Consider the following 15842-nt stretch of genomic DNA (forward strand, 5'->3'; position numbering starts at 1 on the left):
GTCAGTGCTTCTTGCCGCGCAGCCGCGCGATCGCCTTCACCACCAGCAGCACGACGATGCCGACCGCGATGCCGACCACCGCATCGAAGGCCATCGACAGCAGCGTACCGGTCACGCCCTGCTTGTACGGCTCGATGAAGTGCTCGAGCGCCGGGATGCCGTGTACAAGGATGCCGCCGCCGACCAGGAACATCGCCGCGGTGCCGGCAATGGAGAGGACCTTCATGAGCTTCGGCGCGGACGCCAGCAGCGCGGCGCCGAAGGCGCGCGCGCCCGCGCCCGGGCGACGGCTGAGCGCCAGGCCGGCGTCGTCGAGCTTCACGATGCCGCCGACCAGGCCGTAGACGCCGACCGTCATGATCAGCGCGATCGCGACCAGCGTGCCGACCTGCGTCAGGAACGGCTTGCCTGCCGCCGCGCCGAGGCTGATCACGATGATCTCGGCGGACAGGATGAAGTCGGTGCGGATCGCGCCCTTGATCTTTTCCTTCTCCACGGCGACCACGTCCGCGTTCGGATCGAGCACCGCGTCGAGGTGGGCCTTGTGGTCGGCCGCGTCCTCCTCCGCGCTGTGAAGCCACTTGTGCGCGAGCTTCTCGACGCCCTCGAAGCACAGGAATGCACCACCGATCATCATCAGCGGGATCACGATCGGGATGTTCAGGCCGCGGCTGCGCAGCCAGGCCTCGAGGGCGCTGATCGCGAGCGCCGCCGGCACCAGGATCGCCTTGTTGACGAGCGAGCCCTTCGCCACGGCCCAGACCACCGGCAGCTCGCGGTCGGCCTGCACGCCGGTGACCTGCTGCGCATTGAGCGCGAGGTCGTCACCGAGTACGCCCGCCGTCTTCTTGGTGGCGACCTTGGTCATGGCCGCGACGTCGTCGAGGATCGTCGCGATGTCGTCGATCAGGGCGAGGAGGCTGGCGGCGGGCATTGGTCATCCGGCGTGGGGCGAGGCGCCGGAGTTTCGCATACCGCCGCTCGCGCACGGCTCGCACAGCCGTGACGGCGGCTCGTCCGCCCGCGCGCGGTGGAGCTGTCAGTCCGGCGCGCGCAGCCACTCCACGCGCGCGGACGCGCCGCCGTCGGCGAGCAGGCCGGCGAGGGCCGGCAGCACCTCGCGCAGCGTCGCATCGAACTGCCAGGGCGCGTTGACGAGCAGCATGCCGCTGCCGTTCATGCGCAGCGGCGAGTCGTCGGGGCGTACCAGCAACTCGGCGACGAGCACCGACTTGCCGGGCAGCGTCGCGAAGCGCCGGTAGGACTGCTGCAGCGCGCGCCGCAGCTTGATCGGGTACCACAGCGCGTACGTGCCCTGCGGCCAGCGCGCCAGTGCGTCGCGCACCGCGCCGATCGCGTCGTCGAACTCCTCGAGCTGCTTTTCGTAGGGCGGATCGATCAGCACCAGGCCGCGCGCGAGGCGCTCGTTGCCCGCGCGGGGCGGCAGCAGGCCGCGCATCCCGCCGTAGCCGTCGCGCGCATGCACGGCCACGCGGCGGTCGTCCGCGAAGTTCGCGCGCAGGGCCTCGGCCTCCTCCGGCTGCAGCTCGCAGGCCGCGATCCGGTCCTGGTCGCGCAGCGCGTGGGCGAGCAGCCAGGGCGAGCCCGGATAGGCCTGGCCGCCGTGGCGCGCGCGGCAGGCGTTCACCGCGCCGAGGTAGCGCTTGAGCAGCGGATGCATGCCGCGACCGCCGACGTCGAGCCGGCCGATGCCTTCGTCCGATTCGCCGGTGCGGCGCGCGGCGGCATCGTCGAGGCGGTAGAGCCCGCGCCCGGCGTGGGTGTCGAGCGCGAAGACGGGCGCCGGCTTGGCCGTGAGCGCGTCGCAGAGGCCGAGCAGGACGACGTGCTTGAGGACGTCGGCATGGTTGCCGGCGTGGAAGGCATGGCGATAGTTCATGCGACAAGCCTAACCGCCGCGGCGGCCGGACGCGGGGCGGCTGCACTATGCTGCCGCCCAACGAGGAGGACCCATGCCCCGAATCCTGCTGGTCGAGGACGAGCACGCGATCGCCCGCACCGTCGAGTTCGCCCTGCGTGGCGAGGGTTTCGAGGTCGTGCATGCGCTCACGGGCGGCGATGCGCTGCGCGCGGCGGCAGCCACGCCGTTCGACCTCGCCGTGCTCGACGTGGGGTTGCCGGACGTCGGCGGCTTCGCGCTGTGCCGCGAGTTGCGGCGCGATCGCGCGCTGCCGGTGATCTTCCTGACCGCCCGGGACGCCGAGGCCGACCGCGTGCTGGGCTTGGAGATCGGCGCCGACGACTACGTCGCCAAGCCCTTTTCGCCACGTGAGCTTGTCGCCCGGGTCCGCGCGGTGCTCCGGCGCAGCCAGCCGACGGGCAACGGCGCCGGCGCGTTCATGCACGATGCGGAAGGCCATCGCGTGCTCTACCACGGGCGGCTGCTCGACCTCACACGTTACGAATACGGCCTGCTGGCCGCGCTGCTGCAGCGGCCGGGCGCGATCCTCACGCGCGCGCAGCTGATGGACCGCGTCTGGGGCGGCGACAGCGATAGCACGGATCGCACGGTCGACACCCACATCAAGACACTACGTGCCAAGCTGCGCGCCGTGGCGCCGGAGGCCGACCCGATCCGCACGCAGCGCGGGCTCGGCTACTCGCTGCACGTGGACTGACCGTGCGGATCGGCCTGCGGATCTTCCTCGGCTACTTCGCGATCGTCGCGCTGGCCGGGCTGCTGCTGAGCCAAGTCTTCGTGGCACAGGTGAAGCCCGGCGTGCGGCAGGCGATGGAGGACACGCTCGTCGACACGGCGAACGTGCTGGCCGAGCTCGCGGCCGACGACATGGTGGCCGGCCGCATTGCCGAAGGCCGCTTCGCCGATCGCGTGCGCGCCTTGCGCGGCCGGGATCCCGGGGCCGAGATCTGGGGTTTCGCCAAGCGCAGCGCCGGCTATCGTGTCTACGTGACCGATGCGAAGGGCATCGTGCGGTTCGACAGCACGGGGCGCGACGTCGGCGCCGATTACTCGCGCTGGCGCGATGTCCACCTCACGCTGCGCGGACAGTACGGCGCGCGCTCATCGCCGGAGAGCCCGTACGACCCGAAGTCGACCGTGATGCACGTGGCGGCGCCGATCCGCGACGCGCGGGGCCGGATCATCGGCGTGCTCACGGTGGCAAAGCCCAATCGCCTGATCGACCCGTTCATCGAGCGCAGCCAGCGCATCGTGACGAAGTGGGGCGTGGTGCTGCTGGGCGTCGCGCTGCTGGTGGGCATCGCTGCCGCGGCATGGCTGTCGCGCCAGCTTGCCCACCTGCGGCGCTATGCGCAGGCGGTAACGGCCGGCGAGCGTGCCGCACTGCCGCGCAGCGCCGGCGAGTTCGCCGAGCTCGGTCGTGCGCTGGAGACGATGCGCACGCGGCTGGAGGGCAAGCAGTACGTCGAGGAATACGTGCATGCGCTCACCCACGAGATGAAAAGCCCGATCACGGCGATCCGCGCGAGCGCCGAGCTGCTGGAGCGGCCGATGCCCGACGCCGACCGCGCCGGCTTCGTCGCGGCAATCCACGCGCAGGCCGATCGCCTGGCGCAGATGATCGACAAGCTGCTCGCGCTCGCGGCGGTCGAGCATCGCCAGGCGCTCGAGGCGCCGGTCGCGATCGAGCTCGACGCGCTGCTCGACGAGGTCGAGGCCGATACGCGCGAGCGCCTGCAGTCGCGCGGACAACGGCTCCAGCGCGAGCCGTCGGGGCTGCGGGTGACGGGCGATGCGTTCCTGCTGCGACAGGCCGTCGGCAATCTGGTCGAGAACGCAGCGGACTTCTCGCCGGACGGCGCGCCCATCCGCATCGAGGCGGCGCGCGCGCCGGGCGCCGTCGTGGTGCGCGTGCTCGACCGCGGTACCGGTCTGCCCGCCTACGCCGAGGCGCGCGTGTTCGAGCGCTTCTATTCACTGCCCCGGCCCAGCGGCCAAGGCCGCAGCAGCGGGCTCGGGCTGTGCTTTGTCGCCGAGGTGGCCGACCTCCACGGGGGGAGCGTCGCGCTCGCCAATCGCGAGGGCGGCGGCGCCGTGGCCACGCTGAGCCTGCCCGCGGGTTGACGCTTCATGCCCGCTTCACCGGCGCGCCATCGTGCATGCACCGGCGGCCGCGAGGCTGGCGTCCTCTCCAACGAGGATGTCGCGGCAATGAGGATCTGGCTGAAACTGCTGATGGTGGGCGCGATGACGCTCGCCATCCTGATCGCGCTCGGGATGGTGCGCGGCGTGATCGGCGAGCGCGAGCGCTACCGGGCCGAGGCCGTGGCGAGCGTGGAGCGCTCGTTCGCCGGCCCGCAGGCCATCGCCGGTCCGGTGCTCACGGTGCCGTACACCGAGTGGGTGAGCGTCGAGGAAGTCGATCGTGCCGGCGTCGCGCGTACCGTGCGCAAGCGGCAGGCAGGGCAGTGGGTCTTCTTTCCGACGGCCGTGGACATCGCCGGCCCGCTGACCCCCACCGTCCGGCGCCGCGGCATCTACGACGTGCGCCTGTACGACTGGCGCGGCGACGTGCGCGCGGAGTTCGACGTGGTCATTCCCGCCGAGACCGCGCCCGGCGCGGAGCGCGTGGTGCTGCAGCCGTGGCTGAGCTACGGCATCGCCGACGTGCGCGGCATCCGCGGCACGCCGAGGTTGCAGGTGGGTGGTCGCGAGCTCGAGCTGCGCGAGGGCCACGGCGCGCGCGAGGCGAACGGCCTGCACGTCCGCCTCGAAGCGCCCGCGGCCGGTCAGCGCCTGCGCCTCGCCACACAGTTGCGGCTCGATCTCGCCGGTTCGGAATCGTTCGGCATCGTGCCGCTTGGCAAGAACAATCGCATCGACGTGAAATCCGCCTGGCCGCATCCGAATTTCCAGGGCATCTCGCCGTTCAGCAGCCGTATCGACGGCCGCGGCTTCGAGGCGCAGTGGCGCGTGGCGTCGGTGGCGACCGATGTGCAGCGCCAGTACCTCGGCGGCGGCATGGTCCAGCCGCTCTCCCGCGAAGCTGCGCCGGCCCGCGGGTTCGACGGTTCCGTGCGGCCGTCCGCTGCGCTCGAAGCACTGGGCGTGGTGCTCGCCAACCCCGTCGACGCCTACACCCAGGCCGACCGCGCGACGAAGTACGGCGTGCTGTTCGTGGTGCTCACGTTCGTGGGCTTCTTCATGTTCGAGATGATCCGCGGCACGCCCATCCACCCGATCCAGTACGGCCTCGTCGGCCTTGCGCTCGCGATCTTCTTCCTGCTGCTGGTGAGCCTGAGCGAACACCTGCGCTTCGGCGTGGCCTACGTGGCGGCGAGCATCGCCTGCATCGGGCTCATCGGCTTCTACCTGAGCGCGGTGCTGCGCAGCGTCGCGAACGGCATCGGATTCGCGGCGATGCTGGCGTTGCTCTACGGCGCGCTCTACGGCCTGCTGATCTCCGAGGACAATGCCCTCGTTCTGGGCTCAGGCCTGCTGTTCGTGATCCTCGCCGCGATCATGGTGGTGACGCGCAAGCTCGACTGGTACCGCGTCTCGGCGCAGCTCGCGGCCTCGCGCACCGCGTAACGTCGTATTCCCGGAAGGCGCGTCCAGGCGGACGCGCCTTCCGCGTCGGGCTACTCGGCCTCGACCTGCAGTTCGATGCCGAGGGCCTCCATGTAGGGCGTCTCGCCGCCGAGGTCCGCCCGCAGGAGCGGACGGGCCTCGTACCAGCGGCGCGAGAGCGTCACCACAAGTCGCTGGGGCTCACCCCGCGCACCCAGCTGCGGGATCGGCTCGGGGTCGTGGCCCCGATGCAGCAGCACGGCCACGCGCAGCAACGCCGCGAGGCGCCGCGCAGAGGCGAGCAGGCGGTCGGGCAGGGCATCGAAGGCCGACTTCGGGATGCGCCGGCGATGCGTGCGAACCAGCGCCGCGAGGAACTGCTGCTGCTGCCGCGAGAAACCGGCGATGTCGGAATGCTCGATCACGTAAGCGCCGTGCACATGGTACTGGCTGTGCGCGATTGCCAGCCCCAGCTCGTGCAGGCGTGCCGCACGCATGAGCATCAGCCGGTCGTCGGCATCGAGCGACCACGCCGTGGCGACCTGGTCGAAAAGGCGCAGCGCCGTGGTCTCGACGCGCTCGGCCTGGCCGCGGTCGATGCCGTAACGCTCCACCAGCGCGGTCACCGAGGCGTCGCGCGGATCGAACTCGCCGCCGCGGCCGAGCATGTCGTAGAGCACGCCTTCGCGCATGGCCGCCTTGCTGACCGCGACGCGCTGCAGGCCGAGCGCCTCGAAGGCGGCTTCCATCACCACGAGGCCGCCGGCGATGATCGGTCGGCGCTCGCCGGACAGGCCGGGCAGGTCGATGTCGGCAATCCGGTCGGCCTGCAGCAGGCGATCGCGCACCACCGGCAGCGCTTCGGCGGTGATCGCGCCCTTGGTGAGCTTCATCTCGGCGCAGATCTCGCCGATCGCCTTCGCCGTGCCCGACGAGCCGAGCGCCTCGTCCCAGCCCAGCGCCCGATACGTCCCCCCGAACTGCTGGAACTCCGCGCTGACTTCCGCAACCGCGGCCTTCCAGCGCTTGCGACTGAGCTCGCCATCGGCGAAGAAGCGACGCGTGGTGGCGATCGCGCCGGCCTGCACGCTCTCGCGCTCGATCGCCTCGAAGCCGCTGCCGATGATGAATTCCGTCGAGCCGCCCCCGATGTCGATGACCAGCCGCAGCTGACCGGGCTTGGGCGGTTGCTCGTGCGCCACGCCGAGGTAGACCAGGCGCGCTTCCTCGCGGCCGGCAACGACCTCGATCGGGTGCCCGAGCGCGCTCTCCGCCGGCATCAGGAAGCTCTGGGGCATCGCGAGCCGGCGTACGGTGTTGGTCGCGATCGCGCGAACCTGCTGCGGTGGGATGTCGCGAAGCCGCTGCCCGAAGCGCGCAAGGCACTCGAAGGCGCGGTCGCGCACCGGCGCGCTCAGCCCGCCCTTCGCATCCAGGCCTTCGGCGAGGCGCACCGTCTCCTTGATGCGGTCGACGACGCGCAGCTGCCCGAGCACGTAGCTCGCCACGACCATGTGGAAGCTGTTGGAGCCGAGATCGACCGCGGCCAGCAGGTCGCCGTCCTTCAGCGGCAACCGCGCGGTGTGCAGGAGACCATTCATCCGCAGATCTTGCCGAGCAGGCGCAACTGCGCCGAATGGGCGCGCTCGTCGGGCCCGCGCTCGACGCGCGCGTACTGCCCGTCGGCCCGCAGTTCCCAGGCATTGCAGTTGTCGTCGACGTAGTTCTCAAGCGCTTCCTCGAAGATGCGCCGCGCCACGCGCGGATCGATGATCGAGAAGCCGGTCTCCACGCGACGCAGCAGGTTGCGCTCGAGCCAGTCCGCGCTGCCGCACATCAGCTCCCCCTCGCCGCCGTTGCAGAACCAGTACACGCGGCTGTGCTCGAGGAAGCGCCCGACGATCGAGCGCACGCGGATGTTCTCGGAGATGCCCGGCACTCCGGGCCGCAGCGAGCAGGCGCCGCGCACGATAAGGTCGATCCGCACGCCCGCCTGCGAGGCACGGTACAGCGCACGGATCACCTGGGGCTCGTTGAGCGCGTTCATCTTGGCGATGATGCGCGCCGGCAGTCCCGCCTTCGCATTGCGGGCCTCGCGCTCGATGCGCATCAGGATGCCGCTGTGCAGGGTGAACGGGGCCTGCAGCATGCGGCGCAGCTCGAGCGACGGCGCGAGCCCTGAGATCTGCTGGAAGATCAGGTGCACGTCGTGGCCGATGTCGGCGTCGGCCGTGATCAGCCCGATGTCCGTGTAGGCACGCGCCGTACCCGAGTGGTAGTTGCCGGTGGCGAGGTGCACGTAGCGGCAGAGCCTGCTCCCTTCGCGCCGCACGATGAGGAGCATCTTCGCGTGCGTCTTGTAGCCCACCACGCCGTAGACCACCTGCACGCCCGCGGCCTGCAGGCGGTCGGCGAGGCCGAGGTTCGCCTCCTCGTCGAAGCGGGCGCGCAATTCGACCACCACGGTCACGTCCTTGCCGTTGCGCGCGGCCTGGATCAGGTGCTCGACGATCGGCGAGTCCTTGCCGGCGCGGTAGAGCGTCTGCTTGATCGCGAGCACGTTCGGGTCTTCCGCGGCCTGCCGGATCAGCTCCAGCACCGGGGAGAACGAGTCGAACGGGTGGTGCAGCACCATGTCGCGCGAGGCGACGGTCTCGAAGATCGTGTCGAGGCCGGCGGGGATGCGTGGGGTGAACGGCGGGAACTTGAGGTCCGGTCGCCGCACGAGGTCGTAGATCTGGATGACGCGGTTGAGGTTGACCGGCCCGTTGATCCGGTACACCGCCGACTGCGGCAATCCGAAGTTCTGCAGCAGCGTCGTCACGATCTCGGGCGGGCACTGCTCGGCGATTTCCAGCCGGACGGCGCGCATGTAGCCGCGGCCGAGGAGCTCGTCCTTCAGGGCGAGCGCGAGGTTCTCGACCTCCTCCTCGTCGACGAGGAGCTCCGAATTGCGCGTCACGCGGAACTGGTAGGCGCCCTTGACCGTCATGCCGGGGAAGAGCTCGTCGACGAAGGCCGACAGCACCGCGGAGAGGAAGACGAAGTCGTTCGGCCCGCCCGAGACCGCCTCGGGCAGCTGGATGATGCGCGAGAGCGAGCGTGGCGCGCGCACGATCGCCAGGTGCCCGGCGCGCCCGAAGGCATCGCGGCCCTCGAGCACGACCACGATGTTGAGCGACTTGTTGAGGATCTTCGGGAACGGATGCGCCGGGTCGAGCCCCAGCGGCGACAGCACCGGCAGGATCTCGTCGCGGAAATAGCCACGCAGCCAGTCGGCCTGCGCGGTGCTCCAGGCATCGCGATGCAGCACGCGGACGCCGGCCTCGCCGAGCGCCGGCCGCAGCACGTCGTTCCAGCATTCGTACTGCTGCGCGACGAGCTCGGCCGCGCGGTCGTGGATACGCGCGAGCGTGGCCGCGGGGACCAGCCCGTCCGGTCCCGCCGCGAGGCCGAGTTCCTCGGCGTGCTGCAGCGTGCCGGCACGGATCTCGAAGAACTCGTCGAGGTTCGTGCAGCTGATGCACAGGTAGCGCAGGCGTTCGAGCAGGGGGACGGAAGGATCCTGCGCCTGCGCGAGCACGCGGAAGTTGAAATCGAGCTGCGACAGCTCGCGGTTGAAGTACAGCGACGGATCGCGCAGCAGGTCCTCGCCCGCGGCTTCGTTGCTCATGCGATGTGCTCCACGGCCTGCCGCGGACGGACCCGCGCGGCGGCGAAATGACAGGAGAACGTGCTGCCCGCGCCGACCTCGCTGGTGATCTCCAGCCGGGCCTGGTGCAGGTGCAGCACGTGCTTGACGATCGACAGCCCGAGCCCGGTGCCGCCACTCTCGCGCGAGCGGCTGTTGGACACGCGGTAGAAGCGCTCGGTGATGCGCGGCAGATGCGCGGCGGGGATGCCGAAGCCGGTGTCGCTGACGGCGAGCGCCACGCCGGGGCCGCCGTCGGCATCTCGCTCGCACAGGAAACGGATACGCACGGCGCCACCCTCCGGCGTGTAGCGCACCGCATTGGCGACGAGGTTCGAGAACGCGCTGTGCAGCTCGGGCGGCGAACCGCACAGGTCGACGCCGGCCTCGTCCTCGACCAGCACCTCGTGCCGCCCCTGGCTCAGTGCCACGGCCTCGCGCCGCAGCGCCGCGAGCATGCCGGCCATCGGCACGACCTCCTCCGACGGCAATTCATCGCGCGCCTCCAGGCGCGACAGCGCGAGCAGGTCCTCGACGAGGCGCGTCATCCGCTGCGACTGGCGCTGCATCTCCTCGATCATCGGGGCCCATTCCGGCTGGTCGTCCGGATCGAGCATGTCGAGGTAGCCGTGAAGGACGGTCAGCGGCGTGCGCAGTTCGTGCGAGACGTTGGCGACGAAATCACGGCGCATCTGCTCGAGCTGCAGCAGGCGGGTGACGTCGCGCGCGAGCAGCAGCCACAGGTCGTCCGAGTAGGGCAGCAGCTTGAGGCTGAGCGTCGTGCCCGGCTGCAGCGGCGAGTCGACCTCTAGCGGCTCGGCATTGCGCCCCTGCGCGAGCCAGCGCGCCATGGGCAGCGGCTGCAGGCGCTCGACCAGTGGCTGGCCGAGGTCGTCGGGATGGCGCAGCCCGAGCAGCCGCGTGCCCGCCGGGTTGAACCAGACGATGCGCTGGCTCAGCCGGTCGACGATGACGACGGCGTCGGGCAACACCGCGGCCGCGGCGCGATAGGCGCGCAGCATTTCGACCAGCCGCCGCCGACGGCGACGTGCATCGGCATGGCGGCGGTCGAGCAGGCGGTCGACCTCGGCCCACGCGCCGGTCACCTGCGTGGACGGCGTGCGCCGGTGCGAGGCGAGGCGGGCCATCAGCCGGCGCAGCTGCCACAGCTGCAGCGCCAGCCCGCCGATCGCGCCGAGCGCGAGGCCCGCCCACGGCGCGCGAGCGAGGGCACCGGCGAGCAGCCCGAGGCCCCCGAGCAGCAGGAGCTGGCCCAGGGTGCGCAGCCAGATGCGGTCGTGGGGCGCGAGCATGGCGGCAGTGTAGGGCGGCCGCTGCCGCGACCGCGACCGGCTCAGGCGTCCGCCGATGCCGAGAAGCGGTAGCCGGCGCCACGCACGGTCTGCACCATGCCGTCGAGCGCGTGCGGCTCGAGCGTCTTGCGCAGGCGCCGGATGTGCACGTCGATGGTGCGTTCCTCGACGTAGACGCTGCCGCCCCAGACATGGTCGAGCAACTGCGTGCGCGAATAGACGCGGTCGGGGTGGGTCATGAAGAAGTGCAGCAGGCGGTATTCGGTCGGACCGATCTGCACCGGCTGCTCGCCGGCGTCGGAGCGGGCGTGCACGCGATGCGCCGCACCGTCGATGCGCAGCGGGCCGACGGCGATGCTGCCGTCCTCGTCGTCCTCGCGCGAGCGCCGCAGGACCGCGCGGATTCGGGCGAGCAGCTCGCGCGCAGAGAACGGCTTGACCACGTAGTCGTCGACGCCCGCCTCGAGCCCACCGACGCGATCGTTCTCCTCGCCGCGCGCCGTCAGCATGATGATCGGCACCTCGCGGGTGAGCGCGTCGCGCCGCCAGCGCCGCGCGAGCTCCAGCCCGCTCGTGCCGGGCAGCATCCAGTCGAGCAGGATCAGGTCGGGCACGCGGTCGGCGATGGCCTCCTGCGCCTGCCGGGCGTCGCCGGCGTGCACGGGGTCGAACTCGCCCTTGCGCAGGGCGAAGGCGACCATGTCGCGGATCGCGGGTTCGTCCTCGACGATCAGGATGCGCTTGTGCACGCGGTCACCGCGGGGCAGGGAGTCCAGTCAGCCGGCACTACACTACCGTTCGGTTACAGGTCCGTGACAGCCGGTCAGCGCTCGACGTCCGGATCGCGGATGCCCTGGCGCTTGAGCTCGAGCACGGTCGGCGTGATCGCCGCGATGCGCGCGTCGATCCGGGCGCGGGCGTAGTAGTCGACGTCCTCGCGTCGCTTGAGCGTATTGAGCTGGACGAGCGCCATCTCCGGGCGGCCGCTCAGGTAGGCGGCCTCGGCATGGGCCTCGCCGGCGCGCACCGTGTCGCCCGCCATCTCGCTCGCCCGGGCGAAGAGCTTCTGGAAGACGGCGTCGTCGCCCGAGACGGGCAGCAGTGGCCGCAGGATCGCCTGCGCACGCTTGCCGGCGTTCGCGCCGCTGCGCTCGCCGAGGATCCGCGCATAGGTCAGCACGATGGGCCGGCTCGTCGGGGCTTGGCGCAGGAGCCGTTCCAGGCGGGCGTCCGCGGCCGCGCCGTCGCCGGATGCGGCTTCGGCCTCCGCGAGCCCGAGCTGTAGCCAGGTGTCCTGCGGCCGCTCGCCGACGAGCGCCTCGAGCAGCGGTCGCGCCTGCCGTGCCTGTCCGGCCTGAAGGTGGGCGACAGCCAGGCCGTATCGCTCGGCCGGCTTCAGTGCCCGCGCACGCTTGATGTCCTCGTATTCCTTGACGGCCGCCGCCGGCGTGAGCGCGCTCATCACCCGGAGCCGCTCGCGGGCCACGTCGAACAGGCCGGTCGCGCCGCCGTTGGGTGCCGTGGCGCCGAACACGAGGCCGCCCGGCAGCAGCGGATTGTCCGCGGCACGCGTCTCGAACGCCGGCTGCGGCGAGCGGGCGATGCGCTCCGCGCGTTCCTTGGCTTCGGTGATTCGCGTGGTGGTCACCGGATGGCTGCGCAGGTAGTCCGGCGTCTCCCCGTACAGGCTCGCGGCATTGCTGCGCGAGCGGGCCTGCAGCTTGGCGAAGAAGTCCGCCATGCCGGTCGGGTCGAAGCGGCTGCGCACGAGCGTCTGCATGCCGATGCGGTCGGCCTCGGACTCGTTCGAGCGCGTGTAGTTGATCTGGCGCTGCTGCGCGATGCCGACCGCCGCGGCGATCACCGCATTGCCCGCGTCGTCGCCCGAATTGCCGCCGGTGCGCTGCGAGACCGCGATCGCGCCGAGCATCGCGAGCAGCATGGGCAGCTGGTCGCGCTGCGCGCGTTCCACGCTGCGCAGCACGTGCTCCTGCGTGACGTGCGCGACCTCGTGCGCGAGCACGCCGGCGACCTCGTCCTCGCGATCGGCCGCGAGGACCAGCCCGGCATTGACGCCGACGTGCCCGCCGAGCGTCGCGAACGCGTTGATCTGCCGCTCGCGCAGCATGAAGAAGCGATAGCTGCGACGCGCATCGTCGCTCGCGCCCGCGAGCCGGTGGCCGAGCGTGTCGAGCCAGCTGTCGAGCAGCGGATCCTCGAGCAGGTAGTCGTAGTGCCGAAGCTGCGCGATCAGCATCCGGCCGTACTCGGCCTCCTCCGCCGGCGTGATCAGGCGCGCGGCCGACGAGCCGATCTCCGGCAGGCGCGTCTCCTGCGCAGCGGCCAGCGGCAGGCCGGCGAGGGCGACGAGGAGGGCGGTCAGCAGTTGGGTTCGAAGCACGGAAGTCCCCGTAGAGCGGCCGCGGACGGCGCCGCGAGCATGCCCGTTCATGGGCCCGCAGGCGTGAATCGCCGGTTAAGTGAACCTTCGACCGCGCGGATCTCGCAGTGTTCCGCGCGCGGGGCTGGAAATGCGGCAGTGCGGCCGCCATAGTCCCGGCGATCCCAGCCGGAGCCCCGTTTTGACCACCCCCGCGAACATCGTGATCTACACCACGGCCGTCTGCCCCTACTGCGTGGCGGCAAAGAACTTCCTGCACAGCAAGGGGCAGACCTGGTCGGAAGTCCGTGTCGACCTGGAGCCCGAGCAGCGCAGGAAGATGACGGAGGCCACCGGACGGACCAGCGTCCCGCAGATCTTCATCAACGACACGCATGTCGGTGGCTACGACGACATGATCGCGCTGCACCGCGCCGGTGGCCTCGAGCCCCTGCTGGAGGGCCGGGCATGAGCGGGTCGGGCACCGAGAAGGACCGCGTCGCCGAGTTCACCGCCTTCCGCAAGCGCATGAACGAGCGGATCCTCGCCGAGCCGAACCAGGTCGTACGCCGCTTCTTCGCGCTCGACACGCAGACCTACCAGGCCGGCGCGCTCGACGTGAAGACCAAGGAACTGCTCGGCCTCGTGGCGTCGATGGTCCTGCGCTGCGACGATTGCATCGCCTACCACGTCGCGCAGTGCAAGGAGGCCGGCGTGAACCGCGACGAGATGTTCGAGGCCTTCTCGGTGGGGCTCGTCGTCGGCGGCTCGATCGTGATCCCGCACATGCGCCGCGCGGTGGACTTCCTCGACCGACTGGAACAGGGCGAGGCGGCGCCCGCGGCCCACGACCACGGCTGAAGCGGCCGCATCCGGAAACCGGGACGTCCGTCCAAGGGCGTCCCGCAGGCCCTTCCGGCATAATGCCCGGCTGTTCATCCGGCGCCGTACGGTCAAGCGGCCGGCGCCCACCAGCCGGAAATTCTCATGACGCAAACCATCACGGTCATCCGCGGCGACGGCATCGGCCCGGAAATCATGGACGCCACCCTGCACGTCCTGGATTCGATGAACCTGGGCCTGCAGTACGAGTACGCCGACGCCGGCATCGTCGCGCTCGAGAAGCATGGCGAGCTGCTGCCCGCGTCCACGATGGACTCGATCCGCCGCACGCGCATCGCGCTCAAGAGCCCGCTGACCACGCCGGTCGGCGAGGGCTTCAGCTCGATCAATGTCGAGCTGCGCAAGCGCTTCGACCTGTATGCGAACGTCCGGCCCGCGAAGTCGTTCCCGAACACGAAGTCGCGGTTTCCGACCGGCGTCGACCTCGTCACCGTGCGCGAGAACACCGAGGGCGCCTACATCGGCGAGGGCCAGTCGGTGTCCGAGGATGGCGAGACGGCCGTGCTGCAGCAGAAGGTCACCCGCCGCGGCTCGGAGCGCATCGTGCGCTACGCCTTCGACCTCGCGCGCCGCACCGGCCGCAAGAAGGTCACCGTCGTCCACAAGGCGAACATCCTGAAGTCGACGTCGGGCCTCTTCCTGAAGACGGCCCGCCTCGTGGCGCAGGAATACCCCGACATCGAGTGCAACGAGATGATCGTGGACAACTGCTGCATGCAGCTGGTCATGAAGCCCGAGCAGTTCGACGTCATCGTGACCACGAACCTCTTCGGCGACATCATCTCCGACCTCTGCGCCGGTCTCGTCGGCGGCCTCGGCCTCGCCCCGGGCGCCAACATCGGCACCGACGCGGCGATCTTCGAGGCCGTGCACGGCACGGCGCCGGACATCGCCGGCCAGGGCAAGGCGAATCCATGCGCGCTGCTGCTCGGCGCAGCGCAGATGCTCGACCACCTCTGCAAGTGCGAGGAGGCCGAACGCCTGCGCAAGGCGATCGTGCAGACGCTCGAGGAAAAGGACTCGCTCACGCCCGACCTCGGCGGCACCGGCAACACGATGTCGTTCGCGCAGGCGATCGCACGCCGCATCTGAGGCGCACGTCTGCCAGGAAAAAGGCCGCCCTCGGGCGGCCTTTTTCGTTGCGCGGCGCCGAGGTCAGTCGCGCGACTGGAGCTTCGAGAGCAGGCGCAGGATCTCGAGGTACAGCCACACCAGCGTTACCAGCAGGCCGAACGCGGCGTACCACTCCATGTACTTCGGTGCGCGCGCTTCCACGCCACTCTCGATGAAGTCGAAGTCGAGCACCAAGTTCAGCGCGGCGATCACGACCACGAAAAGCGAGAACAGGATGCCCATCGTCCCGCTCTCGTGGATGAAGGCCATCCCCTCGAAGCCGAACAGGCGCATGCCCATGTTGATCAGGTAGAGCAGCGCGATGCCTCCCGTCGCGGCGAAGACGCCGAGCTTGAAGTTCTCCGTCGCACGGATCAGGCCGCTGCGGTAGGCGAGCAGGAGCGCGCCGAGCGTGCCGAACGTGAGGGTGACCGCCTGCATCACGATGCCCGGGAACTTCGCCTCGAACACGGCGGAGATCGCACCGATGAAGAGGCCTTCCAGCAGCGCGTAGAGCGGTGCTGTGACCGGCGCCCAGGTCTTCTTGAAGACCGTGGCGATGGCCACGACGAGCCCGCCGATCGCACCCACCATCGCCAGACCCATGACGCCGGCGTCCGCGGGGTTGGCGAAGTAGCGGCTCCACGGGTACAGCGCCGCGGCGAGGGTGAGGACCAGCAGGAAGGCGGTCTTGTTGACCGTGCCGTTGAGGCTCATCGCTCCGCTCGACCCCTGGACGACCGTGCCGGTCCCAAGGTCGAGGAAGGTGGATTCCTTCAGGGCGGGGTTGCCGCTGCGCATGGCGATTCCTTGTCGAAAGAGGCTGGCGCGAGGATAGCCGGCCATGGTGCCGGCGTCCGCATTGACACCATGCGCACCGCCTACGAGAATGACGGACCTTTCGCAGCGCTGGCGCGCCACGGAAGTACC

At 70.5% G+C, this 15842-nt stretch carries 14 protein-coding genes; 6 read left to right on the forward strand and 8 right to left on the reverse strand.

Annotated elements, in window-relative coordinates:
- Position 1: 1 nt before the first annotated feature.
- Positions 2 to 934, reverse strand: coding sequence for a DUF808 domain-containing protein (locus tag ACYVJJ_RS07635; protein ID WP_460832455.1), 933 nt, complete (start codon positions 932 to 934; stop codon positions 2 to 4).
- 105 nt (positions 935 to 1039) lie between these two features.
- Positions 1040 to 1900, reverse strand: coding sequence for a 23S rRNA (adenine(2030)-N(6))-methyltransferase RlmJ (locus ACYVJJ_RS07640; RefSeq protein WP_460832456.1), 861 nt, complete (start codon positions 1898 to 1900; stop codon positions 1040 to 1042).
- A 73-nt stretch (positions 1901 to 1973) separates the two neighbouring features.
- On the opposite strand from ACYVJJ_RS07640, the gene creB reads away from it, so the two are divergent.
- The 3 genes from creB to creD all read left to right on the forward strand — a co-directional run bounded on the left by creB (position 1974) and on the right by creD (position 5533).
- Complete coding sequence (gene creB, locus ACYVJJ_RS07645) at positions 1974 to 2639, forward strand: two-component system response regulator CreB (protein WP_460832457.1); 666 nt, start codon at positions 1974 to 1976, stop codon at positions 2637 to 2639.
- Positions 2640 to 2641: 2 nt separating this feature from the next.
- Complete coding sequence (gene creC, locus ACYVJJ_RS07650) at positions 2642 to 4066, forward strand: two-component system sensor histidine kinase CreC (RefSeq protein WP_460832459.1); 1425 nt, start codon at positions 2642 to 2644, stop codon at positions 4064 to 4066.
- Positions 4067 to 4153: 87 nt separating this feature from the next.
- A complete protein-coding gene (creD, locus tag ACYVJJ_RS07655; protein ID WP_460832460.1) occupies positions 4154 to 5533 on the forward strand; it encodes a cell envelope integrity protein CreD in 1380 nt (459 codons plus the stop codon).
- A gap of 50 nt (positions 5534 to 5583) precedes the next feature.
- On the opposite strand, the gene ACYVJJ_RS07660 is transcribed toward creD, so the two are convergent.
- From ACYVJJ_RS07660 to ACYVJJ_RS07680, 5 genes are all read right to left on the reverse strand, one after another.
- Complete coding sequence (locus ACYVJJ_RS07660) at positions 5584 to 7113, reverse strand: Ppx/GppA phosphatase family protein (protein WP_460832462.1); 1530 nt, start codon at positions 7111 to 7113, stop codon at positions 5584 to 5586.
- Positions 7110 to 9185, reverse strand: coding sequence for a polyphosphate kinase 1 (ppk1, locus tag ACYVJJ_RS07665; protein WP_460832463.1), 2076 nt, complete (start codon positions 9183 to 9185; stop codon positions 7110 to 7112). The genes ACYVJJ_RS07660 and ppk1 overlap by 4 nt, the downstream gene beginning before the upstream one ends.
- Positions 9182 to 10516: a phosphate regulon sensor histidine kinase PhoR gene (gene phoR / locus ACYVJJ_RS07670; RefSeq protein WP_460832464.1), complete on the reverse strand. Its 1335-nt coding sequence runs from the start codon at positions 10514 to 10516 to the stop codon at positions 9182 to 9184. The genes ppk1 and phoR overlap by 4 nt, the downstream gene beginning before the upstream one ends.
- A 41-nt stretch (positions 10517 to 10557) precedes the next feature.
- Complete coding sequence (gene phoB / locus ACYVJJ_RS07675; protein WP_460832465.1) at positions 10558 to 11265, reverse strand: phosphate regulon transcriptional regulator PhoB; 708 nt, start codon at positions 11263 to 11265, stop codon at positions 10558 to 10560.
- A gap of 74 nt (positions 11266 to 11339) precedes the next feature.
- Positions 11340 to 12968, reverse strand: coding sequence for a M48 family metalloprotease (locus tag ACYVJJ_RS07680; RefSeq protein WP_460832467.1), 1629 nt, complete (start codon positions 12966 to 12968; stop codon positions 11340 to 11342).
- A 79-nt stretch (positions 12969 to 13047) separates the two neighbouring features.
- On the opposite strand from ACYVJJ_RS07680, the gene grxC reads away from it, so the two are divergent.
- The 3 genes from grxC (at position 13048) to ACYVJJ_RS07695 (ending at position 14891) form a co-directional block, all read left to right on the forward strand.
- Complete coding sequence (gene grxC / locus ACYVJJ_RS07685; protein WP_460833336.1) at positions 13048 to 13368, forward strand: glutaredoxin 3; 321 nt, start codon at positions 13048 to 13050, stop codon at positions 13366 to 13368.
- A complete protein-coding gene (locus ACYVJJ_RS07690; protein ID WP_460832468.1) occupies positions 13365 to 13757 on the forward strand; it encodes a carboxymuconolactone decarboxylase family protein in 393 nt (130 codons plus the stop codon). Before grxC ends, ACYVJJ_RS07690 begins: the two co-directional genes overlap by 4 nt.
- Before the next feature lie 126 nt (positions 13758 to 13883).
- Positions 13884 to 14891 carry an isocitrate dehydrogenase gene (locus ACYVJJ_RS07695; RefSeq protein ID WP_460832469.1) on the forward strand — a complete coding sequence of 336 codons (1008 nt, stop codon included), beginning with the start codon at positions 13884 to 13886 and terminating at the stop codon, positions 14889 to 14891.
- 63 nt (positions 14892 to 14954) lie between these two features.
- Here the strand turns inward: ACYVJJ_RS07695 and ACYVJJ_RS07700 are convergent, their stop codons facing one another.
- The gene (locus tag ACYVJJ_RS07700; protein ID WP_460832471.1) at positions 14955 to 15713 is read right to left on the reverse strand and encodes a Bax inhibitor-1/YccA family protein; all 759 of its coding nucleotides are present in this window, start codon (positions 15711 to 15713) and stop codon (positions 14955 to 14957) included.
- Between the last annotated feature and the right edge of the window lie 129 nt (positions 15714 to 15842).

Source organism: Lysobacter humi (ex Lee et al. 2017), from assembly GCF_054781815.1.

Coding starts and splice junctions, on each gene's coding strand:
- ACYVJJ_RS07635 (WP_460832455.1), bottom strand. CDS start 934: ATGCCCGCCGCCAGCCTCCTCGCCCTGATCGACGACATCGCGACGATC.
- ACYVJJ_RS07640 (WP_460832456.1), bottom strand. CDS start 1,900: ATGAACTATCGCCATGCCTTCCACGCCGGCAACCATGCCGACGTCCTC.
- creB (WP_460832457.1), top strand. CDS start 1,974: ATGCCCCGAATCCTGCTGGTCGAGGACGAGCACGCGATCGCCCGCACC.
- creD (WP_460832460.1), top strand. CDS start 4,154: ATGAGGATCTGGCTGAAACTGCTGATGGTGGGCGCGATGACGCTCGCC.
- ACYVJJ_RS07660 (WP_460832462.1), bottom strand. CDS start 7,113: ATGAATGGTCTCCTGCACACCGCGCGGTTGCCGCTGAAGGACGGCGAC.
- ppk1 (WP_460832463.1), bottom strand. CDS start 9,185: ATGAGCAACGAAGCCGCGGGCGAGGACCTGCTGCGCGATCCGTCGCTG.
- phoR (WP_460832464.1), bottom strand. CDS start 10,516: ATGCTCGCGCCCCACGACCGCATCTGGCTGCGCACCCTGGGCCAGCTC.
- ACYVJJ_RS07680 (WP_460832467.1), bottom strand. CDS start 12,968: ATGAACGGGCATGCTCGCGGCGCCGTCCGCGGCCGCTCTACGGGGACT.
- grxC (WP_460833336.1), top strand. CDS start 13,048: ATGCGGCAGTGCGGCCGCCATAGTCCCGGCGATCCCAGCCGGAGCCCC.
- ACYVJJ_RS07690 (WP_460832468.1), top strand. CDS start 13,365: ATGAGCGGGTCGGGCACCGAGAAGGACCGCGTCGCCGAGTTCACCGCC.
- ACYVJJ_RS07695 (WP_460832469.1), top strand. CDS start 13,884: ATGACGCAAACCATCACGGTCATCCGCGGCGACGGCATCGGCCCGGAA.
- ACYVJJ_RS07700 (WP_460832471.1), bottom strand. CDS start 15,713: ATGCGCAGCGGCAACCCCGCCCTGAAGGAATCCACCTTCCTCGACCTT.